At 30.7% G+C, this 25988-nt stretch carries 15 protein-coding genes; 8 read left to right on the top strand and 7 right to left on the bottom strand.

Going from position 1 to position 25988, the window contains the following annotated elements; translation table 11 throughout:
• The 3 genes from Q0958_RS07545 to Q0958_RS07535 form a co-directional block, all read left to right on the top strand.
• Nucleotides 1-2928 (top strand): gliding motility-associated C-terminal domain-containing protein (locus Q0958_RS07545; protein ID WP_299121743.1); only part of this gene is annotated, 2928 nt, incomplete at its 5' end.
• A 10-nt stretch (nt 2929-2938) separates the two neighbouring features.
• On the top strand, nt 2939-3874 hold the full coding sequence (locus tag Q0958_RS07540; RefSeq protein ID WP_299121742.1) for a type IX secretion system membrane protein PorP/SprF: 936 nt from the start codon (nt 2939-2941) through the stop codon (nt 3872-3874).
• A gap of 11 nt (nt 3875-3885) precedes the next feature.
• Entirely contained in the window at nt 3886-5769 is a 1884-nt protein-coding gene (locus Q0958_RS07535; RefSeq protein WP_299121741.1) for an OmpA family protein, read from the top strand.
• A gap of 103 nt (nt 5770-5872) precedes the next feature.
• On the opposite strand, the gene Q0958_RS07530 is transcribed toward Q0958_RS07535, so the two are convergent.
• The 3 genes from Q0958_RS07530 to Q0958_RS07520 all read right to left on the bottom strand — a co-directional run bounded on the left by Q0958_RS07530 (nt 5873) and on the right by Q0958_RS07520 (nt 7481).
• A complete protein-coding gene (locus Q0958_RS07530; RefSeq protein WP_299121740.1) occupies nt 5873-6367 on the bottom strand; it encodes a CAP domain-containing protein in 495 nt (164 codons plus the stop codon).
• A 92-nt stretch (nt 6368-6459) separates the two neighbouring features.
• Nucleotides 6460-6897: a DUF4268 domain-containing protein gene (locus Q0958_RS07525; RefSeq protein ID WP_272149394.1), complete on the bottom strand. Its 438-nt coding sequence runs from the start codon at nt 6895-6897 to the stop codon at nt 6460-6462.
• Between the two features lie 2 nt (nt 6898-6899).
• Nucleotides 6900-7481 (bottom strand): tRNA-(ms[2]io[6]A)-hydroxylase, encoded by a 582-nt coding sequence (locus Q0958_RS07520; RefSeq protein WP_150898485.1) that lies wholly within the window; start codon nt 7479-7481, stop codon nt 6900-6902.
• A 172-nt stretch (nt 7482-7653) separates the two neighbouring features.
• Between Q0958_RS07520 and Q0958_RS07515 the strand changes: the two genes are divergently transcribed.
• From Q0958_RS07515 to Q0958_RS07505, 3 genes are all read left to right on the top strand, one after another.
• A complete protein-coding gene (locus tag Q0958_RS07515) occupies nt 7654-13149 on the top strand; it encodes an MG2 domain-containing protein (RefSeq protein ID WP_299121738.1) in 5496 nt (1831 codons plus the stop codon).
• Nucleotides 13150-13310: 161 nt separating this feature from the next.
• A complete protein-coding gene (locus Q0958_RS07510; protein ID WP_299121736.1) occupies nt 13311-14624 on the top strand; it encodes a DEAD/DEAH box helicase in 1314 nt (437 codons plus the stop codon).
• An 11-nt stretch (nt 14625-14635) separates the two neighbouring features.
• Nucleotides 14636-15943 carry a short-chain dehydrogenase gene (locus Q0958_RS07505; RefSeq protein ID WP_299121735.1) on the top strand — a complete coding sequence of 436 codons (1308 nt, stop codon included), beginning with the start codon at nt 14636-14638 and terminating at the stop codon, nt 15941-15943.
• An 11-nt stretch (nt 15944-15954) separates the two neighbouring features.
• On the opposite strand, the gene Q0958_RS07500 is transcribed toward Q0958_RS07505, so the two are convergent.
• Nucleotides 15955-16902 carry a tRNA-dihydrouridine synthase family protein gene (locus tag Q0958_RS07500; protein WP_299121734.1) on the bottom strand — a complete coding sequence of 316 codons (948 nt, stop codon included), beginning with the start codon at nt 16900-16902 and terminating at the stop codon, nt 15955-15957.
• An 85-nt stretch (nt 16903-16987) separates the two neighbouring features.
• Here Q0958_RS07500 and pbpC point away from each other — a divergent pair, with 85 nt between their 5' ends.
• Entirely contained in the window at nt 16988-19336 is a 2349-nt protein-coding gene (pbpC, locus tag Q0958_RS07495) for a penicillin-binding protein 1C (protein WP_299121732.1), read from the top strand.
• On the opposite strand, the gene Q0958_RS07490 is transcribed toward pbpC, so the two are convergent.
• Both Q0958_RS07490 and Q0958_RS07485 read right to left on the bottom strand, forming a co-directional pair.
• Nucleotides 19320-21548, bottom strand: coding sequence for a SulP family inorganic anion transporter (locus tag Q0958_RS07490; RefSeq protein WP_299121730.1), 2229 nt, complete (start codon nt 21546-21548; stop codon nt 19320-19322). The two genes, pbpC and Q0958_RS07490, sit on opposite strands and share 17 nt — an antisense overlap.
• A complete protein-coding gene (locus Q0958_RS07485; RefSeq protein ID WP_299121729.1) occupies nt 21549-22376 on the bottom strand; it encodes a universal stress protein in 828 nt (275 codons plus the stop codon).
• An 80-nt stretch (nt 22377-22456) separates the two neighbouring features.
• Between Q0958_RS07485 and Q0958_RS07480 the strand changes: the two genes are divergently transcribed.
• A complete protein-coding gene (locus Q0958_RS07480; protein WP_299121728.1) occupies nt 22457-24274 on the top strand; it encodes a sodium:proton antiporter in 1818 nt (605 codons plus the stop codon).
• Here the strand turns inward: Q0958_RS07480 and dnaX are convergent.
• Nucleotides 24263-25963, bottom strand: a complete 1701-nt coding sequence (gene dnaX / locus Q0958_RS07475; protein WP_150898497.1) for a DNA polymerase III subunit gamma/tau — start codon at nt 25961-25963, stop codon at nt 24263-24265. The two genes, Q0958_RS07480 and dnaX, sit on opposite strands and share 12 nt — an antisense overlap.
• Nucleotides 25964-25988: the final 25 nt, after the last annotated feature.

Genomic DNA, 25988 nt, shown 5'->3' with positions numbered 1-25988 from the left:
GATAATTGTGATGCAGTGGTAACCGTAGTTCCAAGTGAAGTAACCAGTGGCGATGACGATGCTTGTGGATCAGAATACTTAATCACAAGAAAGTGGACCGTAAGTGATTGTTCAGGAAATACCACAACACATATACAATCAATTACGGTAGAAGATACCAAAGCACCGGAGTTTGTAGAAAGCTTACCAGAGAATACAACAGTAAGTTGTGATGCAATTCCAGAGGCAGTAATATTAACTGCAACAGATAATTGTGATTCAGAGGTAACGGTAAATTACTCCGAAGCAATTACAGGGCAGGATGATGAATGTGCATCGGTATATACAATAACAAGAACATGGACGGTAAGTGATTGTGCAAATAATACCACAACACATACACAAACAATCGAAGTAGAGGATACCAAAGCACCGGAGTTTGTAGAAAGTTTACCAGAGAATACAACAGTAAGTTGTGATGCCATTCCAGAGGCAGCAGTATTAACTGCAACAGATAATTGTGATTCAGAAGTAACGGTAAATTACTCAGAAGCGATTACAGGTCAGGATGATGAATGTGCATCAGTATATACAATAACGAGAACGTGGACGGTAAGTGATTGTGCAAACAACACTACAACACATACACAAACAATCGAAGTAGAGGATACCAAAGCACCGGAGTTTGTAGAAAGTTTACCAGAGAATACAACAGTAAGTTGTGATGCCATTCCAGAAGCAACAATATTAACTGCGACTGATAATTGTGATTCAGAAGTAACGGTAAATTACTCAGAAGCGATTACAGGACAGGATGATGAATGTACATCGGTATACACAATAACAAGAACGTGGACCGTAAGTGATTGTGCAAATAATACCACAATACATACCCAAACAATCGAAGTAGAGGATACCAAAGCACCAGAGTTTGTAGAAAACTTACCAGCGGATACAACAGTAAGTTGTGATGCCATTCCAGAGGTTAAAGTATTGACTGCGACCGATAATTGTGATTCAGAAGTAACGGTAAATTACTCAGAAGCGATTACAGGTCAGGATGATGAATGTGCATCGGTATACACAATAACAAGAACGTGGACCGTAAGTGATTGTGCAAATAATACCACAATACATACACAAACAATCGAAGTAGAGGATACCAAAGCACCAGAGTTTGTAGAAAACTTACCAGAGAATACAACAGTAAGTTGTGATGCCATTCCAGAGGCAGTAATATTAACAGCGACCGATAATTGTGATTCAGAAGTAACAGTAAATTACTCAGAAGCAATTACAGGACAGGATGATGAATGTGCATCGGTATATACAATAACAAGAACATGGACCGTAAGTGATTGTGCAAATAATACCACAACACATACACAAACAATCGAAGTAGAGGATACCAAAGCACCAGAGTTTGTAGAAAGCTTACCAGAGAATACAACAGTAAGTTGTGATGCAATTCCAGAGGCTGAAGTATTGACTGCAACCGATAATTGTGATTCAGAAGTAACAGTAAATTACTCAGAAACAATTGCAGGACAGGATGATGAGTGTACATCAGTATATACAATAACAAGAACATGGACGGTAAGTGATTGTGCAAATAATACCACAACACATACACAAACAATCGAAGTAGAGGATACCAAAGCACCGGAGTTTGTAGAAAGCTTACCAGAGAATACAACAGTAAGTTGTGATGCCATTCCAGAGGCTGAAGTATTGACTGCGACCGATAATTGTGATTCAGAAGTAACAGTAAATTATTCCGAAGCAATTACAGGACAGGATGATGAGTGTACATCAGTATATACAATAACAAGAACATGGACGGTAAGTGATTGTGCAAACAATACCACAACACATACACAAACAATCGAAGTAGAGGATACCAAAGCACCGGAGTTTGTAGAAAGCTTACCAGAGAATACAACAGTAAGTTGTGATGCCATTCCAGAGGCAGTAATATTAACAGCGACCGATAATTGTGATTCAGAGGTAACAGTAAATTACTCAGAAGCAATTACAGGACAAGGAGAAGGATGTCCTTCAGAGTATACAATAATTAGAGTTTGGGAATCTGAAGATTGTGCAGGAAATAAAGTGAGTCATACTCAAGAAATTAAAGTAGAAGATAATGAGGCACCAGAATTGGTTACAAACTTAACAGACATAAGTGTGAGTTGTGATGAGATTCCAGAAGTACCAACATTAGAATTTGTAGATAATTGTTCAAGTAACATCACACAAACAAATTTTGAAGAGGAAAATACTTTTGATGGAACAAATAATGATTATCAAATAATAAGAACTTGGACAGTTGCTGATGATTGTGGGAATACAGCAGAATTTGTTCAAAACATAAATGTAACAATAGAAACAGTAACAACAACAATAGCAGATTCAAAATGTATTGATGATGGTATTGTAGACTTAAACGATTATTTAACAAACATTAGCACAGATGGAGAGTGGGAAGTTACAAGTGGAAATGTAGCACTTACTACAGATAACACATTTGACCCTTCAAATATAGCTTTAGGAGATTATGTATTTACCTATACAGTTGCTAATGAAACTTGTTTATCATCAATTAGTTTAACAATAAATATTAATGATGATTGTGTGGTATTACCGTGTGGGCAAGAAGATGTAGTTATATCTAAAGCAGTAACACCAAACGGAGATACATGGAATGAATTTTTTACAGTAACAGGAATCGAATCGTGTGGATTTATAACCAATGTTAAAATATTTAATCGTTGGGGAGCAAGAGTTTACGAATCGAACAACTATGCAAATGATTGGAACGGAATTTCAGATGGATCAACATTTGGAGCGGCAAAAAGACTGCCAGCAGGAACTTATTATTACATAGTAGTGTTAGAAAATAGTGGATTAAAACCATTTACAGGAGCAATTTATTTAGGAACCAAATAATGTATAAGCTATGAAGCAAAATTACAGATTTCATATAGTTTTTATTTTAATAATTACAACTGTATTTAACGTTGAAAGTCAGCAGTTACCTCAGTTTACCCAATACATGTATAATACAATATCGGTAAATCCAGCATATGCAGGAAGTAGAGAAGTATTGAGTATTGTAGGATTGCATAGAAGCCAATGGGCAGGTTTTGGAAAAGGTCCCGAAACACAAACATTGTCAATACATACACCGCTTAGAAATGATCGAATAGGTTTAGGGTTGTCATTTATAAATGACAAGTTGGGATATGAGAATTTCACATATTTGTATGGAGATTTCTCTTATACAATTAATCTAAGCCAAGAAACTAGATTAGCATTCGGATTAAAAGCTGGGTTTACTCAATATAATTTAGATGATGAATTGATTGCAGCAGAAGCTGGAGATCCTGGAATTAGTGGTGTTAGAAATAGATGGGAACCAAATGTAGGAGCGGGGCTCTACTTACATACAAATAAATGGTATTTAGGACTATCAGCTCCAAGATTATTGAATATAGATCATAACGATTTAACAATTGGAGGAGTTGATTACGGGATTGTAGATAAAGTGAGTTATTATTTAACAGCAGGTTATGTATTTAACTTAAGTAATAGTGTAAAATTTAAACCAGCAACTTTAATAAAAGCAACAAATGGAGCGCCATTATCATATGATGTAACAGCAAATTTTCTTTTCAATGAAAAGTTTTGGTTAGGAGGATCTTATAGATTTAATGAATTTACAGGAGCTTTAGGAGCTATTGTAGATTTTCAAGTATCTAGACAATTTAGAATCGGATATGCATATGAATATCCTTTATCGGATATAAATCAATTTTCTAGCGGTACACATGAAATCTTGTTAATGTATGAGTTAATTAAGGTGAATAGAGTAAAATCGCCTAGATATTTTTAAAAAGTATAGATATGAAGACAAAAATTACATTTTTATTATTGATTTTTAGCTTTTCTTATTCTTTTTCACAAAAAAGAGTAGCAGATAAGTTCTTTAAAAACTATGCATATATAAAGGCAGCAGAATTTTATAAAAAAGCAATTAAAAGAGGAGATAGTAGTTCTTATACTTTGACAAAATTGGCAGATTGTTATTACAATAATTCAAATTCAAAAGAAGCAAATAAATGGTATGCTATAGCTGCCCAAAAAGATGAAGGCTTAACTAATGAGAATATTTATAAATATGCACAATCATTAAGAAGTGTAGGAGAATATAAAAAAGCTGAAGAGTGGCTAGAAAAATTGCCAAGTAATAATTTTCAGATTGTAAATGTAGATTATGAGAAACTAAAAGCACTTAATAACGATTCAATAAAAATTATCAACTTAGATGTTAATACTAAAAATTCAGATTTTGCACCTTATGTTCATAAGCATAAGTTCATGTTTGCTTCAACAAAGAATGAGAAAGGAAAAATGTACGAATGGAATAATGAACCTTACTTGGATTTATATGAAGCGACCATTATAGATTATGGAAATTCAAAGTCAATAGAAAATGTAATTCCTTTAACATCATCAAAAATAAATACTGGGTTTCACGAATCGAGTATAGCTATTACCAATGATGGAAAAACCATGTATTTTACAAGAAATAATCTGAACAAAAGAAATAAGTTAGATTATGATAAAGAAGGAACATCACATTTAGAAATTTTTAAAGCAACTCTAGTAAATGGAGAATGGACAAATATAGAAGAATTACCATTTAATGATGAAGTATATTCAAATGGACATCCAGCCTTAAGTCCAGATAATAAAACATTGTACTTTACATCAAATATGCCTGGAGGTTATGGTTTAACAGATATTTATAAAGTAGCAATACTACCTAATAATACGTATGGAGAACCCGTAAATATGGGAGAAAAAATAAATACAAGTGGGAGAGACATGTTTCCATTTGTGTCATCAGATTATACATTTTATTTTTCATCAGACGGTTATGAGAATTTAGGGTTGTTAGATATTTATAAATCGGATTTATTAAAAAATAATTCGGCAGAAGTAAAAAATTTGGGAGCACCATTTAATAGTGGATATGATGATTTTGCATTTTTTATGAATGAAGATAATAAAACAGGATACTTTTCATCAAATAGACCAGGAGGAAAAGGAAAGGATGATATTTATAGTTTTGAATCATATAAATGTATGCAATTGGTTAGTGGAGTAGTGTATGATAGTAAAACAAACGAAATTTTAGCAAATGCTTTAGTAGAATTTATTGGTGAAGATGGAAAAGTGATTAAAAAAATAACAACAACAGAAGATGGAGCTTTTGAATTTGAAGCAGAATGTAAGAAGAAATACACACTTAGAGGAACAAAATTAGATTATAAAGACGATTTAAAGAATATAGAAACAACAAATATTCATCATCAAAATATCAAGCAAGATTTATATCTAACTCCATTGATAATTGATAAAGAAATTGTCATAGCACCTATCTTTTTCGACTTTGATAAATGGAATATAAGGCCAGACGCAGCTTTTGAGCTAGAATATGTAGTAAAGGTTTTAAATAATCATCCAGATATGATTATTAAAATAGAATCACATACTGATAGTAGAGGTGGCGATTTATACAATGAAATATTATCAGATAAAAGAGCAAAATCAACAAGAGATTATATCATATCAAGAGATATAGCACCAGAAAGAATAGAAAGTGCCATAGGATATGGAGAAAAACAATTAGTAAATAAGTGTAAAAATTATATTCCTTGTACAGAAGAGGAGCACCAAGAAAATAGAAGATCTAAGTTTATAATATTAAATGATTATAAGTAATTATTTTTTCCTTCCGTAACCGTAGTTTATAAAAAAGCCTTCACTTAACAAATGTTAAATGAAGGCTTTTACTTATTGTTAATAATTCAAATAAACAATAAAACTATTTCTTGATAAAAATATTGGTAAAGTACCATTTACCGTCAGAATCTTTCTCTGCAGAAATTTCAAAGTGAGTAAAGTTACCTTCAATATTTTTTCTGTGACCATCACTTTTAATCCATGCATTAACTACAGATTGAGCTGAAGAATAACCATACGCAACATTTTCACCAACACCAGTTGCGCTAGCGTTTTCTGTTAAATATTGTTTACGTTGATAGAAAAAATCATGTGAGATTTTATTCTTATCAATCATGTAATTGGTATGATTATTTGCTTGAGATTTGATCGCTTGGAGTTTACTTAAAACAGATAACCCATTAGCAACTCTGTAGTTATTGATGAGTGCTAGTACTTCAGATTCAATAGACTTTTCAGCGATAACAGTAGTTGACTCTGAAGGATTACCAGCCAATTCTATTTCGCTATTTGACGAACAAGATGTTAAAACCAGTGCAAACAACACTAGCAATAACCGTAGGGGTTGGTTATTCATAGGGGTATAGGGGTTATAAAAATGAGCTACAAATATAAGGTTAAATTAACTTAAAGTGTTGGTTTTTAGTTAAAAAGGGGCATTTTCCTATATTAAATAGCCTGTTTTATAAAGTCCTCATATTCATAAAAAAACAACTCAAATTGTTCCATAGTTTCTACATAAAACTCATAGCAATCACGCCAAGTATTTTTGTTGTGAATACTGAATTTTTTCTCAAAAGGAACATAAATTCTATGGATAATTTTACGGTTATCTAACTCAAAGTTATCATCGTATATAACTTCAGGTAAATATTCTGTTTCTAAGATTTTTCTTAAAGAAAGTAACTGGTCATATAGTAATTCATTGGCAATACTTTCAGGATGTTCAAAATCTAAGCAAACAGACGCTTTTTTTCTATCAGCCTGAAATTTAAAAGCAAAACCTTTAATTTTAGTATTATACAAAAGCCATTTTCTAGGAAAAGATTTTCCAAAGCTAGTCCAAAACTCTTTACGTAAACGAGCAGATTCTTCTTTACTAAACATTTTTATCCATGTACTTTAGCAGCAGTTCCACGATTTCTCATCATTTCAGCTTCAAAAGCAATTAAATCGTTCCACTTCTTGTCAACTATTTCTCTATCCTGATATTTTCTAGCAAAACCTAAAAAAGTAGTATAGTGATTTGCTTCAGAAATCATCAAATCTCTATAGAATTTAGATAATTCTTCGTCTTCCATATTTTCAGAAAAAACTTTGAATCGTTCACAACTTCTAGCCTCAATAATTGCAGCAATTAATAAACGTTGAATTAAAGCTTCTGTACGATCTTTTGTTTTGGTAAAGAATTTTTGCAGTTGAATAGCATAATCATTCTTTTGCTCTCTCCCTAAAACCATTCCTCTTTTTACCATAAAATCATGTACCATTTTAAAGTGCTCCATTTCTTCTATAGCAATAGCACTCATACTTTGTACAAGTTCAGTTTCTTCAGAATAGTTAATAATTATAGATACAGCATTAGACGCGGCTTTTTGCTCTAAAAAAGCGTGATCAGTTAATATCTGTTGTAAATTATCTTTAGCAATATCGGCCCAAGAAGTTTCCGTTTCAAATTTTAATCCTAACATGTTCTTATTTCAATATGGATGGCAAAATTAAGCATTATTAAATTCAAGAAAGAATTGTTCTCAAATTTCTTTTAAAAAAGCTAATTTTTTAAGGTAATTTTTTGATCGTGATATTTCTAAAATATGTAACTTTGATATACTTCGAGAAATTAATAAGAAAAGCTATTTTGCTATGAGAAATACTATTAAAATATTAGCGCTAATCATCTTAATGTTAGCTGTTAATGCATGTAAAAAAACAGGAGGCCAAGAAAGTGATATCAATGCTTACACAGAATACGTTTCTGTATTTCCAGAAAAGCTAGTTTCCATTACTCCAAAATTCGATTTTTATTTAAAGAAAAAAATAGATGAAGCAACTGTAAATAACGATGTATTTACAATTAGCCCAAAAGTAAATGGAGAAACAACTTTTAAAGACAATGTTATTTCATTTATTCCAAGTGAAAAATTACAAAGCAATCAAGAGTACAAATTAACATTGCATTTATCAAAATTATATAATGATATTGATTCAGGTTTAAAAGACTTTACAATTAAAGTAAAAACCAAAGAACTACTTTTTAATGTCTCATTAAATTCACCAAAAGTATCCAATAAAGATAAGTATGTTGTTGAAGGAGTTTTAACAGCTAGTGATGTAGTAGAAAGTTCAAAATTACCAGAACTAGTCAAAGCAAATTATAATGGAAGCGAAGTAAATGTAAAGTTTGAAACGTTTGAAGAGTTTGCTTCAAAAATACATTTTAAAATAGATAGCTTACAACGTTTTGATGACGATAAGGTTTTAAAAGTTTTATGGAATGGAACAACAATAAAATCTACATCAAAAGGAGAGAGAGATTTAATAATTACTGGAAAAAACAACTTTAAAGTTTTAAATGCAGAAGTAGTAAATGCTGATAAACAGCATATAGAAATTAGTTTCTCAGATCCAATTAAAAAAGGACAAGATTTAAGAGGTTTAATTCAATTTCAAAATACGCAAAAGAGAAGATTTACTTATAAAATTAGTAATAACATAGTAAACGTATATCCAAAAACAACTTTTAAAAATAAAGTAGATTTAACTGTTTTTAAAGGAATAAAGAATACAGAAGGATATGCTCTAAAAGAAAGCTTTAGCAAGACATTACATTTTGAGCAGCTAAAGCCATCAGTTTCATTTATAAAAAGCGGTTCAATTTTACCAAATTCAAGTAATTTAAAAATCAATTTTAAAGCGGTTAACTTAAAAGCGGTTGATGCAACAGTTTATAAAATTTATAAAAATAATGTACTACAGTTTTTACAGTACAATAACTTAAATAACCAAGGGAATTTACGTTATGTAGGAAGACCAGAAGCAAAATATACTATAAATTTAACCAATCAAGGAGTAGATTTAACAAAAGAAAATGCTTTTGCTATTGACTTATCAGAAATATTAGCTGTTGAAGATGGAGCAATGTATAGGGTAGAATTTACATTTAATCAAGAATACTCAAATTATACATGTGATGGTTCAGTTAATAATAACACGATTGTTTTCGGAAAAAAGAAAATCGATACTAAGCAATATGATAACCAAAACTATTATAGTGATGGATATTATAATTATAACTGGAGAGATAGAGAAAATCCGTGTACCATTTCTTATTACTACGATAAAAAAGTTAGCACAAATATTTTAGCAACTAATTTAGGAGTAATAGTAAAAAAAGGAAATAACAATAAAACGTTTGTAGCTGTAACTGATTTATTAACAGCAGAACCAGCTGCAGGATCAAAAGTAAACTTGTATAACTTACAGCAACAGCCAATAAAAACAGTAACAACCAATAAAGAAGGAATAGCAACTTTTGAAGATATTCATAACGCATTTTTTGCAGTAGCAACTAAAAGTAATAATACAACTTACATTAAATTGAATGAAGGAAATGCTTTGTCAATGAGTAAGTTCGATGTTTCAGGAACAAAACTTCAAAAAGGAATCAAAGGATATATTTATGGAGAAAGAGGAGTTTGGAGACCAGGAGACCATTTATACCTAACATTTGTGTTAAATGATAATGCAAATCCATTACCAGAAAAACATCCTATCAAATTTGAATTGATAAATCCACAAGGCAAAATAATAGAGAGAAAAGTTTTATATAAAAACAAATATAATGTATATCCGTATGCGCCAAAAACAAGTCAAGAAGCAATTACAGGAAATTGGAAACTGAGAGTGACTATTGGTGGGGCGGTGTTTATAAAGACATTAAAAATAGAAACGATAAAACCAAATCGTTTAAAAATAAAATTAAAAACAGCATCGGAAGTAATAAAAGCTAATGAGGCAATTAATGGCGACGTAGAAGTAAAATGGCTACACGGAGCAATTGCAAGAAACTTAAAATTGGATATCAATGGAAAATTCAGACAAACCAAAACAACATTTTCAAAATTCAAGAATTATAATTTTGATGATGTTACAAGAAGGTTTGGAACAGAAGAATTTTCAGTATTAAAAGGGAAATTAAATAATGAAGGAGAAACTACATTTTCTGTAAAACCAAAATTAGACAATAAAGCACCAGGAATGCTAAAAGCAAGCTTTATAACAAAGGTTTACGAAAATGGAGGAGATTTTAGTACGGACGTGTTCACTAAAAAAGTATCACCATATACTAGTTATGTAGGATTATTAAATGCAGAAGAACAGCAATCAAAAAACTATTTGTTTACAGACGAAAAGTATACATTTAATGTAGCTACGGTTAATGAAAAAGGAGTAGGAGTAGCAAATCGTTTGGATGTAAAAGTATATAAATTATCATGGAGATGGTGGTGGAGTACTTCAGATAATGGATTATCTAGTTATGACGGAACACGTTATCATGAGCCTTATAAAACAGTACAAGTTAAAACAGGAGCAAACGGAAAAGGATCATTTGACTTAAAAATAAGTGAAAATGATTGGGGACGTTATTTAATAAAAGTTACAGATAAAGAAAGCAGGCACGTAACATCGAATGTAGTGTATTTTGACTGGCCGTCTTGGTATGGAAAGAAAAAAGGGAGTCAAGATAAAACCAATGCAACAATGCTTGTTTTTACAACAGATAAGGAAACTTATAATGTAAAAGAAACAGCAACAGTAACATTTCCATCATCAGAAGGAGGAAGAGCATTAATTACAATAGAAAATGGAACAGAGGTATTAGATCATTTTTGGGTACCAACAAAGGCTAAACAAACAAAATTCTCTTTCCTGGTATTAGCAAGCTATACACCTAATGTTTTTGTGAATATATCCTTATTACAAAAACATAGTCAAACAGTAAATGATTTACCAATACGAATGTATGGATCAATACCAATGATGGTCAATGATCCAGCAACAAAATTGACGCCAGAAATACAGTTAGCAGATGAATTAAGACCAGAATCGGTTGCCAATATTAGAGTAAAAGAAAAAGATGGAAAACCAATGACGTATACAATAGCATTGGTAGATGATGGATTATTAGATTTAACACGATTTAAAACACCAAATCCATGGAATACATTTTATGCAAGACAATCGTTAGGAGTTAGAACTTGGGATATTTTTGATGATGTAATAGGGGCTTACGGTGGAAAAGTAAATCAGATATTGAGTATTGGAGGAGATGAAGCAGAAGCAGGAAGTAAGAATAAGAAAGCCAATCGATTCAAACCAATGGTTACTTATTTAGGACCATTTAATTTAGAAAAGGGAGATATTCAAAAACATTCTATAAAAATACCAAAGTATGTAGGATCGGTAAGAGCAACGGTAGTAGCTACAAATGCAAAAGAAGAAGCATATGGAAGTGATGAAAAAACAGCATTTGTACGCAAACCAGTTATGATTTTAGCATCATTGCCTAGAAAAATAACACCACAAGAAACAGTAACCTTACCAGTAACAGTTTTTGCAATGAAACCAGAAATTAAAAATGTTAAGGTTACGGTTGCTCCTAACGAAGCTTATACTATAGAGGGAAGCAAAACACAAACAGTTACATTTAGTCAGCCAGATGAAAAAATGGCTTACTTTACATTAAAAGTAAATGATTTTAAAGGAATAGGAAAAGTAAAGATAAATGCAAGTTCTGGAAGTGAAAAAGCATCTTATGAGGTAGAAATAGATGTGTTAAATCCAAATCCAGTAACTACAGAAGTAAAAGATTTAGTAGTAAAATCAAATGAAAATAAAGAAATTGATTTCACAACTTTTGGAACCAAAGGAACAAATTCAGCTACCGTTGAATTGTCTACTTTACCTCCAATGAATTTTACAAAGCGTTTAGGGTATTTAATAAGATATCCACATGGTTGTGTAGAGCAAACAACATCAAGTGCTTTTCCACAATTGTATTTACCAGAGATATTTGAATTATCAAAAGAAAAACAACAAGAAATAGAGCGAAATGTAAAAGCGACAATTCAACGATTATCAGACTTCCAAATAGCAAATGGAGGCTTGTCTTACTGGCAAGGAAATTCTAGAGCAGATAATTGGGGAACATCTTATGCAGGGCATTTTATGATAGAAGCAGCCAAAAAAGGATATGTATTACCAATAGGTTTTAAATCAAATTGGATTAGTTATCAAAAGCAACAAGCACGTAATTGGAGAAATAATTCAAGCTATAGTAATAATGCGCTTTCGCAGGCTTATAGATTGTATACTTTGAGTTTAGCAAATAGTCCAGATTTAGCTTCAATGAATCGTTTAAGAGAAACAAGAAGTATTTCAAATGAAGCAAAAATGCGTTTAGCATCAGCATATGCATTGATTGGAAAAAAATCGATTGCAAAAGTTATTTTAGGAACTTTAACAGCAGAGAATTATTCTAGAAGATATTATTATAATTATGGTTCTGAAACTAGAAACAAAGCAATGGCATTAGAAACTTATACATTGTTAAATGATGAAGTGAAAGCAATAAAATTAGCTAAAGAGATTGCAGAAACCTTGTCTAGTGAGCAATGGATGAGTACGCAAACTACAGCATTTAGTTTATTAGCTATGAGTCAGTATGCATTGCAAAATGGAGAGAATACAGGAATTCATGCTAAATTTACTATCAATAGTAATTCAAAAAACATCAATATTCAAAAAGCATTATATGCTGAAGATATAGAAGAAATTAAAAAAGAGAATACATTTAAAATTTCGAATAAAAGTAAAGGAGTGTTGTATGTACGATTATTGAACAAAGGAATTTTACCAGTAGGTGTAGAAAAAGTAGTTCAAAAGAATTTAGAAGCAACAATAAACTATAAAACAAAAGGAGGAGAGCGTATAGATCCTACAAGTATATCACAAGGAACAAACTTTATAGCTGAAATTACGATAAGAAACTCAACTAACGATAAAGTAGAAAATGTTGCATTAACAGAATATATACCGTCAGGATGGGAAATTGTAAATACTAGATTTACCGATTTTGGTAACAATACATCCTCTTCAAAAGTAGATTATACAGATATTAGAGATGCAAGCATAAGTAACTATTTTACCTTAAATAAGTACGAAACAAAAACATTTAGAGTATTATTAAATGCATCGTATTTAGGAACCTATTATTTACCAGGAGTACAAGTAGAAGCTATGTATGATAATGATTATATAGCACGTACAAAAGGACAGTGGGTTAATGTAGTAAAATAAGTAATAGTAAAGTAATTCTTTTATAAGGGTTACAATTCGTAGAATAAATTAAAGCTTATTGAGAAATCAATAAGCTTTAATTTGTAAAATACTTAATCCTTTCTAGTTAAAGACTGCCTATCTTTGTCCTGAATAAAAATTTCATAGATATTTTAAGAATTATGGGAATTAGTATAAAAACACAAGAAGATATTTTAGCAAAATTGAATATCTATGAACTAAATGAAATGCAACAAAAAGCCATTTCAACAATTGATACCACTACAAATACAGTAATACTTTCTCCAACAGGAACGGGAAAAACATTGAGTTTTCTATTACCAACATTAAAATTAATAGATCCGAATAAAAAAGAAGTTCAGGTATTAATATTAGTGCCTTCAAGAGAATTAGCTATTCAAATTGAACAGGTGATTAGAGAAATGGGAACAGGATTAAAAGTAAATGCCGTATATGGAGGACGTTCAATGGCGAAAGATAAAACAGAACTAAAACATATACCTAGTATCTTAATTGGAACACCTGGGAGAATTGCAGATCATTTCGCAAATAATCGTTTTTCTAAAGAGCATATAAAGACATTAATTTTAGACGAGTTTGATAAATCGTTAGAAGTAGGTTTTGAGTATGAAATGCGAGGAATTATAAATCAATTAGCAAACATTAATAAACGAATTTTAACTTCAGCAACCAAAGAGACTGAAATTCCAGACTTTGTACGTTTAAACAATCCTACAGTATTAAATTACTTAACTGGAAAAACACCTAAAAAGCTGACGCTAAAAACAGTGATATCTCCTTCAAAGAATAAGAATCAAACATTAGTAGAATTATTACAACATATAGGAAATCAGCAAGGAATTATATTTTGTAATTTAAAAGATAGTATTCAGCAAGTCAGTGAATTTTTAACCAAGAATAAAATAGCACATAGTTGTTTTTCTGGAGGAATGGAACAAAGAGATCGTGAGCGATCATTAATCAAGTTTAGAAACGGAACTAGTCAGGTATTATTAGCTACAGATTTAGCTGCTAGAGGAATTGATATTCCAGAAATGAAATATATAATTCATTATGAGTTACCACAACGAATAGAGGAATTTACACATCGAAATGGTAGAACTGCTAGAGTAAACGCAAAAGGAACTGCTTATATTTTAAAATGGCAAAAAGAAAATTTACCAGAGTTTATTAAAGATGCACCTAACGCAGATATTTCACATAAAGAAAAAATGAAATCTCGTTATTGGGAAACCCTATTTATTTCAGGAGGAAGAAAGGATAAAATTTCAAAAGGAGATATTGCAGGCTTATTCTTTAAAAAAGGAGATTTAACTAAAGAACAAGTAGGAATAATAGAGTTAAAGCAAGATTGTGCTTTTATAGCAGTACCTGTAATCGAAGCGAAACGACTAGTTGAAAGCTTAAATAATAGACGTTTAAAGAATAAAAAAGTACGTATTAGTATTGTTTAAAAAGATTAAAAATGAAAAGTAAAATTTTAACAGTTATCTTATTTATATTTTTTAGTTGCTCAACGGAAGAAAAAACTGATAGAGAGTTATTGGAAATAGATAAGAAAGTATTGTTGAAAAGTTTAGATTCATATAAAATTACTCCATATAAATTTGGAAAAATATTACTTAGAGCAAGTGTAGAAAAGGATACCATTTCCGCAGAATTTAATTCTTATAGAAAAGATATAAATAGACTTTCAAAAAAATTAATGAGTCATAATATCAAAAATCCAGAAAAGTTATCATTATTAGATTACATATCCTTATACCGCGATTATAAAAATATGGAAAGTTTTATAATGAAAACAGATGAAGATATGTTTCCACCACTTTTAGATGTGTTTAATGTAATTTATGGGGATTCTATTAGTAAAAAAAGAGCATATTATAAAGGTAAAGAAAAACAATTAATAGAAAATTTAGAGCACACAATTTTAAGTGCTATCGTAATTTTAAGTAAGGATTTAGGAAAAGAGATTTCTTTATACGAATGTTCAAAAACAAATCCAGATTTATTACAAGATTCAGAGTTAAAAACACTACTACAATTTTTTAGAGGCTTTTTGTTTTTTGAAAAAAAACTATACTATTTGTCAGAAAATGAAATAACTAAAAATATAAATTGGTTAAATGAAAATCAAAACATTGATTTACCATATACAAGATCTATGTTTCAATGGGGAAATTTAGAAAATAGAAAAACTCATTTAGGAATTCATTCATTGAATCATTTATTTAGAGGTTTTAATAGATTAATGATGAATAGAGAGATAGATGAAGAACGAGCTTTGAAAGATTTTGAGATATTTTTAAATGACTCTAAAGAAATTGGTTTAAATAATGAAATTATTAATTCAATAGAAGCATATTTATATTTGAAAAAAGAGAAAAATGAAAAAGCAATTATAGCTTTAACTAAATTAAAGTCAGGTAAACTACTTTCATCAAAGGATAAAAAAAGGATAGATGAATCTATAAGCTATTTGAAAAGCAGAGAGCCTGAAAATGTTTTAAATGGTTTCTATGATAAATATTTTTTGAGTAAAATAGCAACAAAGTATATGTTTTCTAAATTAAATGAAGTTGACTGGAAAACAATAATGAAAAAACAAAAAGTACCACATACAGAAGAAATGTTTGCTGTCATAGATAAATTTAAGGAAATGACCAATAACTTAAATAAATATTCGACTACTGAAACATTAAAAGAAGTGGGAGGCGATGTTAAAGAAAAAGGAAAAGAGTTTTTTAATAAAGCAAAAGATTTAATAAATTAAATTTAATCAATTTATCTCTCCCCATTTAATATCTCCTTAACAGCAGCTTGGTATTTTTTTGGATTGCTGGCCTTTTTAATCTTTTTATAGGTTTTACGAGGATCGGAAAAAGATTTTGAAAAATATTCCCAAAAACCTAGCATTTTCATCTTAATAGGAGTTGGTCCCGATAAAGCAGCATCGTATTGTTCATAAATCTCATTATGAAAAGCTTCAAAACGTTTCCATCTATCCTTAGGATATTCTGTAGTATTATCTTTTATCATTTGTGGTAAAAATGGATCAGCAATTAATCCGCGACCAATCATAAAATGCGTAATACTAGGAAAACGTTCTTTCATAGCGTTAAAGCCTTCAACAGAAGTAATATCGCCATTATAATACAATTGATGTTTAGCTACATCTATACATTTTTGAAAAGCATCTAGGTCTACACCACCTTTGTACAATTGTTTTCCAATTCGAGCATGAATCGCTATACTTTTCAAAGGGTATTTATCTAAAATAGGAAAAGAGTGCAAAATTTCTTCACTATTTTCATATCCCATTCTCATTTTCATTGAAACAATAATGTCTGTTTCGTTATGAGCTTTGTGTAAAACTTCATCTATTCTAGCAGGATTGCATATTAATCCAGATCCCATACCAGATTTAGTAACCATTGGGTAAGGACAACCTAAGTTCCAATTCAATTCTTTATACCCTAAACTCTGAACATATTTAGCAACAAACAAAAATTCATCAGGGTCGTTGGTAATAACTTGAGGAATAACCGTTAAAGTTGTGTTATTTTCAGGTAATAAATCACGTTCGTAACTCGATTTTATTTTAAATTTCCCATTCAAACGAATATAAGGAGCATAATAGGTATCAATACCACCAAAATATTTGTGTTGGGCATTTCTAAAACGAAAATCGGTAAATCCTTGTAAAGGAGACGAAAGTAAGGTGAAACTCATTAGTATGTAATAAGATGCAAATATAACTTTCTTAACTTTATATTTTAAGCATAAACTTTATACTTTTGAATTGAATAAATTGTAGATGAAAATTAGTTTCAAATTTTTTAAAAAGCATAAAATAAAGACAATCATTTTAAGTGTATTAATGGTTGTTTACTATTTCTGTTTGCCTAAAAAAATATTCGAAACTCCTACATCAACAGTGGTTACAGCAAGTAATAATGAATTACTAGGCGCTGTAGTAGCAAAAGATGGTCAATGGAGGTTTCCTGAATTAGATTCTGTACCCAAAAAGTTTGAACAGTGTGTCTTACAATTTGAAGATGCCTATTTTTATCAGCATTTTGGTTTTAATCCAGTTGCTATAGGAAAAGCTATGATAGACAATATCAAGGCTAAAAAAATTGTTAGAGGAGGAAGTACCATTACGCAGCAAGTAATTCGTTTAGCTCGTAAAAATCAACAACGCTCTTATCTTGAAAAGTTAAAAGAATTACTATTAGCAACTCGATTAGAGTTTAGCTATTCGAAAAAAGAAATTTTAAAACTATATGCATCTCATGCACCTTTTGGAGGTAATGTAGTAGGTTTAGAAATGGCATCATGGCGTTATTTTGGTTTACAACCCCATCAGCTTTCATGGGCAGAAAGTGCAACGCTGGCAGTATTACCCAATGCACCTTCGTTAATTTATCCAGGAAAAAATCAACAGAGATTAAAGAAAAAAAGAAATCGACTATTACAAAAACTGTATAAGGAAGGCATTATTGATCAAATTACGTATGAGTTAGCAGTTGAAGAAGAGTTACCTCAAAAACCTTATGCTTTACCTACTATAGCTCCACACTTAGTACAGGAAATAGCCAAAAAAGAGGAAGGTAAATACGTACAAAGTTCTATTGACATCCATATACAACGACAAGTAAATAATTTAGCAAAGCAACATTATGAACGTCAAAAACAAAATGAAGTATATAATTTGGCGGTATTGGTTTTGGATGTTGAAACAAGAAAAGTGATTAGCTATGTTGGGAATTCACCAACAGATAAAAAACATCAAAAAGATGTAAATAATATAATAGCTCCTAGAAGTACAGGAAGCACATTAAAGCCGTTATTATATGCGCATATGTTACAATCGGGAGATTTGTTACCAACACAGTTAGTTGCTGATATTCCTACTGAAATAGCAGGATATAGTCCCAATAATTTTAATTTAACTTTTGATGGAGCAGTACCTGCAAATGAAGCTTTAACAAGATCGTTAAATATTCCAGCAGTACGAATGTTACAGCGATATGGTTTAGAGAAGTTTACAGAGGATTTAAAAGATTACCGCATTGACGATATTAACAAATCTGCTGATTATTACGGATTGTCATTAATATTAGGAGGAGCAGAAGCTAGTTTATGGGATTTATGCAAAACATATGCTGGTTATGCAGGTATTGTAAATAATTACGAAACTTTAAAGCATAAATATTATCAAAATGAATATCAAAACCCAAGTTATACATATGCTACTGATGTTGATTTTGGAGCTGTTAAAGAAAGTTATTTAAGTATAGATGCTGGATCAGCTTTTACTACTTTAAATACATTAACAGAAGTTAATAGGCCATTGACAGATCAAGCTTGGAAATATTTTGATTCTTCACAAAAAATAGGGTGGAAGACAGGAACTAGTTTTGGTAATAAAGATGCTTGGGCAATTGGAGTTACTCCAAAATATGTAGTAGGCGTATGGATGGGGAATTCAGATGGAGAGGGACGTCCAGATTTAACGGGAGTAGGAAGTGCAGCACCTTTAATGTTTGATGTTTTTGATATTTTACCAAAATCAGATTGGTTTTTAGAACCTTTTGAAGATTTAATTGAAGAAAAAGTATGTAAACAAAGTGGCTATTTAGCATTGCCAATATGTAAATCGGTACTAAAACGAATTCCTAAAAGTGGAATAAATGCTAAGTCATGTCCGTATCACAAGGAAATAACTGTAGATACTTCAGAAAAATACCGAGTAAATTCATCATGTGAATCTATTAGTAACATGAAAAATATTGTTTGGTTCGAGCTGCCTCCTCTAATGGCGTATTATTATCAGCAAAAAAATGCTGCTTATAGAGTATTACCAAATTTTAGAGAAGACTGTATACAACTTGAAAATAATACAATAGATTTTATTTTTCCTTCTAAAAACTATTCTAAGTTATCTTTAACAAAAAATGAAAATGGTGCTTTAAATCCAATCATTTTAAAGTTAATGCATGCAAATGATGATGCTAATGTTTATTGGTATATTAATGATAAATACCTAGGAAAAACACAGCAGTATCATGAACAATCTATAAAGCCTAAAGAAGGAACTTATAAAATTACTGTTATTGATGACTCAGGAAACGAAAAAACTCGTTTTATACAGATTCAATAACAGCCATTTTTTTCTCAGTAATTACATTCTTTAAACGCATACCAAAATCTGCTAAAGATTTAATTTCCTTAATACCAGCTAAACGCTCTCTACCAATAATTAATAAGCCTTTATTACTCGCTTCGATATGATAGTATTTATTACTTTCAAAGAATAAGACCAATTCATCAGTAAAGAAAGACTTGATTTCTAACTCGTCTTTTCCAGATAAATAAAACCTTTTTGAAAAATCAGGATGGTTTTCAATATCAATATCTTTAAAACCAGCAAAGTGATATATGTATTCAAAAATTCCTTCTCTATCTAAGGTAAATTCAGGTACTTCTTGACCCAAATTAATATGTAACATGGTAGCTTTTATAATTTGCTTAGCAAAAAGTTCTCCTTCATGAAATTCTACATCAAATAAGGTACATTTCTTATTAGATAAGATATTAGATACTTTATTTATTTGTCTAGTTTTAAAATAACCAAAATGAGGAATTCGTGTAACTGGTTCTTTAGGTAAAACGGCATAATTCCAACCTAATTCATTACCAATACTTTGTAGAGACTTTTGCCTTTTAGTTAAGCTATTAGGTTTTCTAGTTTCTTCTGTTTGAAGAGGAATATTTTTACGTAAAGCAAAAGGATGCTCACTACCGGTTTTATAACCGTCAAGTCCAATTACTTCAAAATGTCCTCCTTTACGTTTAAAAGATTCAGCATAATTATGAAGATTTTCCATTACAGAATGGTCAACAAAATCACATAGTGTAAAGTCAATTATAGCATCTTCATTTTCTGGTATTTGATCTAGTTTAGCTTTTAATTTTGTATAGTTTAAAAAGCTTGAAAAATTTTCAACAGAAACATAGTATTTATCGTCTTCTTTAAACATTAAAACATTAGGCTTTAATAGATTTTTAAGGAAAAACATAAAGTTTTTGTTTATAAAAACGTGGATAACAAAAGTTATAAAAATTCCCGCTAAAATACCTGTAATTAAACTTGTTGTAATTGTAGTAATTAAAGTAGCTAAGAAAATAACTAATTGCTCTTTACCAATTTTAAATACTTTTTGAATATTTTCAGGTGAAGCTAATTTATATCCAGTATATACTAAAATGGCAGCTAAGGCTGGAAGTGGTATTTTACGTAATTCGGTAGCAAATAATAGAATGAAAACTACTAAAAATGCTGCATGAAAAAAGTTAGCAGAACGATTACTACCTTTATTATTAACATTTACAGAACTTCGTGCAATTACAGTAACCACATTTAAACCTCCTAATAAACCACTAATAACTGTAGCTAAACCTAAGGCTCTAATGTCTTTGTTTACATTAGAACGACGTTTTAAAGGATCAAGTTTATCAACAGCTTTAATGCTTAATAAACTTTCAATACTAGCAATTAAAGTAATAGCTATTACAGCGTTGATAAAGTCGAATTGATAAATTTTACTAAAATCAGGAAAGGCGAAGTTAGACAATACATCATCAGGTAAATTAATCAATATACTTTTATCAATCGGATATGGAGCTGCAGAAAACATATCATAGTAATAGTATAAACCTACGCTTAAAACAACAATCCACATTGGTGCAGGGATTAATTGAAAGTATTTGTTTCTTATTTTACTATAAAAAACCATAATAAGTAAACTACCTATACCTACTAAACCAGCATAAAAAGTACTTGTATTGTCGGTATTAACAAAATCAATAAGACCTTGAGGAACTTGTATTAATAGGTCAACAATGCTCCCTTTGGCATTTAAATTACCAAACATTACATGAATTTGTTTCGCAAAAATCCCAATACCAATGGCAGCTAACATTCCTTGAATTGCTGATGAAGGGAAAAAGTCTCCTAAAGATCCAAGGCGTAAAAAACCTAAGATGATCATGATAATTCCAGAAACAACAATGGCGGCTAAGGTATATAGGAAACCTTGATGCATATCGCCAGCACCTAAAGTAGTAATAGCTGCTAAAATTACAACTACTAACCCGTTACCAGGTCCTGTAATAGTAACATTAGAACCTCCTAAAATGGCAACCATCGAACCTCCAATAATTGCAGCAATAATTCCTGAAATAGGAGGAGCTCCAGACGCTAAAGCTAATCCTAAACCTAAGGGTAGTGCAATTAATGAAACTACAAAACCTGAAAATATGTTTTGAGGTAATTCTCCTAAAAATGTTTTAAATTGATTTTTCTTACTCATTCATTTAACGATTAAAACATCGGTTGGTAATTCAGCTAAAATATATTCTAAATCATGTGGGAAAATTCTATCGATGATTCCCATTTTTTTAGGAGCACTCATTACAAGTAAATCAGCTCTTTTTACTTTAGCGTAGTGACCTATAGAATATCCTCTACGTCCGAAAATACTTTGCTTTTTTATAATAATATCTTTGGTATCAATTTCATCAAGTACACATTGTACACGGAAATCTTCACGCTCCTTTAAACGTTCTTTTGCTAAAGTAGCTTTACGTAAAGAAGCATCGTCGTTAACTTTTACATTTAGTTCAGTTTGACTAATTTCTTCAACAATGGTAACTCTTTTACAATCTAAGTTTTTAGAGATAGTTAAAGCAGCTTTAATAGTTTCTTTTGTTTTATCATCTTCCAAACCACTTACAACAACATGATTACAAGGAATTCTTTCAATAGATGGTTTTATCAAAAGTAATACAGAACATTTAGCCTTACGTGTAAGCTCTCTTGCTATAGACCCTACATAATATTTATATAGTTTCTCTTTTTGTAAAGCACCCAATATTAATAAATCTATTTGCTCTTGTTTTGTCGTTTGAAGTATAACATCGACCGGTTTACCTTCTTGCCAGATCGTTTTGAAAGGTTGTTCTAGTGCCGGAGCTTCGTTTAAAAGCTGCTGTAATTGTTTTTCTCTTTCTTCAGATTTTTCTCCAACATGTACACCAATTACTTGAGCTCCAAGCATATTCCCCAATCGTAAAGCTTCAAATAAATTCGCTTTTAAATTAGGAGAGAAAGCAATACCAATTAAAATTTTTTTAATCAAAATATTGTTTATTTTTAAGTTTTCGAAGATAGAATTTTATTCTTATTCCGAGAAATAATATTTTTTACATAATAAAGACTATGGTAGAACTAGCAGGAATCATCATTTTAGGAATTTTAGCACAATGGGTAGCGTGGAAATTTAAAATCCCAGCAATATTACCTTTAATTTTAATAGGACTATTAGTAGGCCCTGTTGCTGCTGAATTTTTTAGTTCTGATGGAAGTAAATGGATTGAACCTATATGGAATGGGAAAAAAGGATTATTTCCTGGCGATGGTCTATTCTATTTTGTGTCTTTAGCCATTAGTATTATTCTTTTTGAAGGAGGTTTAACATTAAAACAAAGTGAAATATCTAATGTTGGTCCGGTTATTACAAAGCTGATTACTTTAGGTTCTGCAGTAACATTTATTGTTTCAGGTATTGTCGCACATCATATTTTTGGATTGGGGTGGGAAATTTCAATGTTGTTTTCAGCATTGATTATAGTTACAGGTCCTACCGTAATCTCACCAATACTAAGAAATGTACCTCTTAAAAAAGATGTAGCAGCTGTACTAAAATGGGAAGGGATTTTAATTGACCCAATTGGAGCATTAATAGCAGTATTGGTTTTTGAATTTATTAGTGTTGGAGGAGGAAGTGGTTTTACAAAAACAGCTTTACTTGAGTTTGGTAAAATCTTATTATTTGGTTCAACTTTTGGTTTTACGTTTGCCCATGCTTTAATATTTATAGTAAATAGAAAGTTAGTTCCACATTACTTGTTGAATGTGGTATCATTATCGATGGTATTATTTGTATTTGTATTGTCAGATTTATTTGCCCACGAATCTGGTTTATTATCGGTAGTAGTAATGGGAATGGTAATAGCGAATAGTAAAATTCATAGTTTTGACGAATTACTATATTTCAAAGAATCACTTTCAGTATTATTAATTTCCATCCTATTTATTTTGTTGGCGGCAAACATGGATATGAGTCAGCTTCAACTTATTTTTAACTGGGAAGCACTATTGTTATTTGCTATTGTAGTTTTAGTAATACGTCCTTTAGGTGTATTTCTAAGTACACGAGGTTCAACTTTAAAACTCAATGAAAAATTATTTATAAGTTGGGTTGGACCCAGAGGTATTGTAGCAGCTGGTATTGCTTCATTATTTGGAACTAAACTAATGAAACAAGGTGTAGTAGGTGCAGAATATATAACTCCTTTGGTATTTATGATTGTATTGGGTACAGTACTATTAAATGCAACTACAGCACGTTTGTTTGCTAAACTAGTGGGAGTATTCTTAAAACAATCTGAAGCAATAGTTATTATTGGAGCTTCTGAAGCAGCAAGAGTGATTGCAAAATATTTAAAAGATAATGATAGAAGGGTAATACTATTAGATCAGAACAAAGATTATATTGAAAAAGCTCGTAATAATGAAATTGAAGCTTTTGATATTGATATTTATAATGATAGTATCGATGATAAGGTAGAATTAAGTGACGTTGGTTACCTGATAGCAATGACTGGTAGTGATGTGGTTAATAAATATGCAATAACACAATTATCTGAATTGTATGGTGAGCATGGCGCCTATAGAGTAGCTAGTTCAAAAGAAGTTAAAGATAGTGAAACAGAAGAAGAAATGAATCTGTTTACAGAAAATGATGATTACTTTAATTTGAATGAAAGCGCGAGAGATTATCCTACGATACATGAATTGATTGTAAAATCAGAAGAAGATTTTGTAACTAAACTTGAAAAAATTGAGGAAGAGATAAAATCAATACCATTATTTGTAAAAGTAGGAGATACCTTAGAAGTATTACCAACATTTAATACGGCAAATATTAAAGAAAACAACGCTATTGTTTATTTAGGTAAAAAATTAGAGATCTAAACCAAAAGTTTGCTTTAACTTTTCAATTAAAGGATTTTTCTCTTTTAATTTCTCATATTTTTCATGAGGAGTATAGGCAAACTTTTTTTCTATAGTTTCATTTACTACAATATCAACTTCAATACCATAGTTATTTAAAGCTTCACGTAAATAACGCATTAATTTTGGTTTCCCTTTTCTTAATTGGGACTTCATTAATTCGTTAGGAACTGAGAACTTTATTTTATGATTAGCTCCTAATAATGGAGTATCCGATGCTAAAATAGCAGCCATACTTCGTTCACCTAATCCTTGTAATTTAAAATAGTATTTTTTCCAAGCTTCTGCTAATTCTTCATTAGTAAAAGGAGTTCTTGGGTGATTTTCGAAGTTTTCATCATCATCATTAGTAACAACAACCTTTTTCTTATGTACGCTTTTTAAAGAAAGAGCAGAAGCCCTACGTTTAATGTTTTTCAACATTGGTTTTGTAGATTGGGCTTGTGGAGTTTCTTTAACTTCAGGTTGTTTTGTTTCCTGAGGAATTTCTGTAGCCTTTACAATTGGTTGTATTGCAATCTTCTTTACAGAAGGGGATAAAGAAGTAAAAAAAGTAGCCGGAATTATGTAGTTGCTAGATTTTTTTTTTGCTCCATCAAAAGTGATAGAGGCTATTTGCATTAAGGTAAGTTCTACCAGTAAACGTTGGTTTTTACTTCCTCGATATTTTAAATCACAATCGTTGGCTTTGTCAATAGCTGGAAGCAAAAATTGCATATTAGCTTTTCTAGCTTGATCTAAATATTTCTTCTTTGTATTATCTCCAACTTCTAGTAATTGTATGGTAGCTTCATCTTTAGCAACTAATAAATCTCTAAAGTGAGATGCTAAACCGTTTATAAAATGATGTCCTTCAAAGCCTTTGGCTAAAACATCATTAAAAGCCATTAATACTTCTGGGATTTTATTTTCAAGTAATAAATCAGTAATGTTAAAATAAACATCATAATCTAATACATTTAAATTCTGAGTAACGGCTTCACGTGTTAAGTTACTACCAGAAAAACTAACAACTCTATCAAAAATAGATAAAGCATCACGCATGGCACCATCAGCCTTTTGAGCTATTACATGTAAAGCATCATCTTCAGCTGTAATATTTTCTTTGGCACAAATCGTTTTTAAATACTCTTTAGCATCTAAGACACCTATACGCTTAAAATCGAAAATTTGACAACGTGATAATATTGTTGGAATAATTTTATGCTTTTCGGTTGTTGCTAAAATAAAAATAGCATGTGCTGGCGGCTCTTCTAATGTTTTTAAAAAAGCATTAAAAGCTGCTTGGGAAAGCATATGAACCTCGTCAATAATATAAACTTTATATTTTCCAGTTTGAGGTGGAATACGAACTTGGTCCGTTAGGTTTCGAATATCGTCTACAGAGTTGTTTGAAGCGGCATCTAATTCAAAAATATTAAAAGCGAAATCTTCATCTTCATTAGTAGCGTCTTCTTGATTTATTCTTTTTGCTAGAATACGAGCACAAGAAGTTTTACCAACTCCACGAGGTCCTGTAAAAAGTAATGCTTGTGCTAAATGATTGTTTTTTATAGCATTCTCTAAAGTATTGGTGATGGCTTGTTGGCCAACAACATCTTCAAAATTTTGAGGACGATACTTACGTGCTGATACTATAAAATGTTCCATTTAATTGCTACTATTTACGTAAACA

Source organism: uncultured Tenacibaculum sp. (assembly GCF_947499065.1).
GTDB lineage: Bacteria > Bacteroidota > Bacteroidia > Flavobacteriales > Flavobacteriaceae > Polaribacter.
Note: the sequence above shows the minus strand (reverse complement) of the source record. Positions and strands in the feature narration are given on the sequence as shown.

Coding starts and splice junctions, on each gene's coding strand:
- Q0958_RS07510 (WP_299121736.1), top strand. CDS start 13,311: ATGGGAATTAGTATAAAAACACAAGAAGATATTTTAGCAAAATTGAAT.
- Q0958_RS07525 (WP_272149394.1), bottom strand. CDS start 6,897: ATGTTTAGTAAAGAAGAATCTGCTCGTTTACGTAAAGAGTTTTGGACT.
- dnaX (WP_150898497.1), bottom strand. CDS start 25,963: ATGGAACATTTTATAGTATCAGCACGTAAGTATCGTCCTCAAAATTTT.
- Q0958_RS07540 (WP_299121742.1), top strand. CDS start 2,939: ATGAAGCAAAATTACAGATTTCATATAGTTTTTATTTTAATAATTACA.
- Q0958_RS07530 (WP_299121740.1), bottom strand. CDS start 6,367: ATGAATAACCAACCCCTACGGTTATTGCTAGTGTTGTTTGCACTGGTT.
- Q0958_RS07520 (WP_150898485.1), bottom strand. CDS start 7,481: ATGTTAGGATTAAAATTTGAAACGGAAACTTCTTGGGCCGATATTGCT.
- Q0958_RS07490 (WP_299121730.1), bottom strand. CDS start 21,548: ATGAGTAAGAAAAATCAATTTAAAACATTTTTAGGAGAATTACCTCAA.
- pbpC (WP_299121732.1), top strand. CDS start 16,988: ATGAAAATTAGTTTCAAATTTTTTAAAAAGCATAAAATAAAGACAATC.
- Q0958_RS07515 (WP_299121738.1), top strand. CDS start 7,654: ATGAGAAATACTATTAAAATATTAGCGCTAATCATCTTAATGTTAGCT.
- Q0958_RS07535 (WP_299121741.1), top strand. CDS start 3,886: ATGAAGACAAAAATTACATTTTTATTATTGATTTTTAGCTTTTCTTAT.
- Q0958_RS07500 (WP_299121734.1), bottom strand. CDS start 16,902: ATGAGTTTCACCTTACTTTCGTCTCCTTTACAAGGATTTACCGATTTT.
- Q0958_RS07480 (WP_299121728.1), top strand. CDS start 22,457: ATGGTAGAACTAGCAGGAATCATCATTTTAGGAATTTTAGCACAATGG.
- Q0958_RS07505 (WP_299121735.1), top strand. CDS start 14,636: ATGAAAAGTAAAATTTTAACAGTTATCTTATTTATATTTTTTAGTTGC.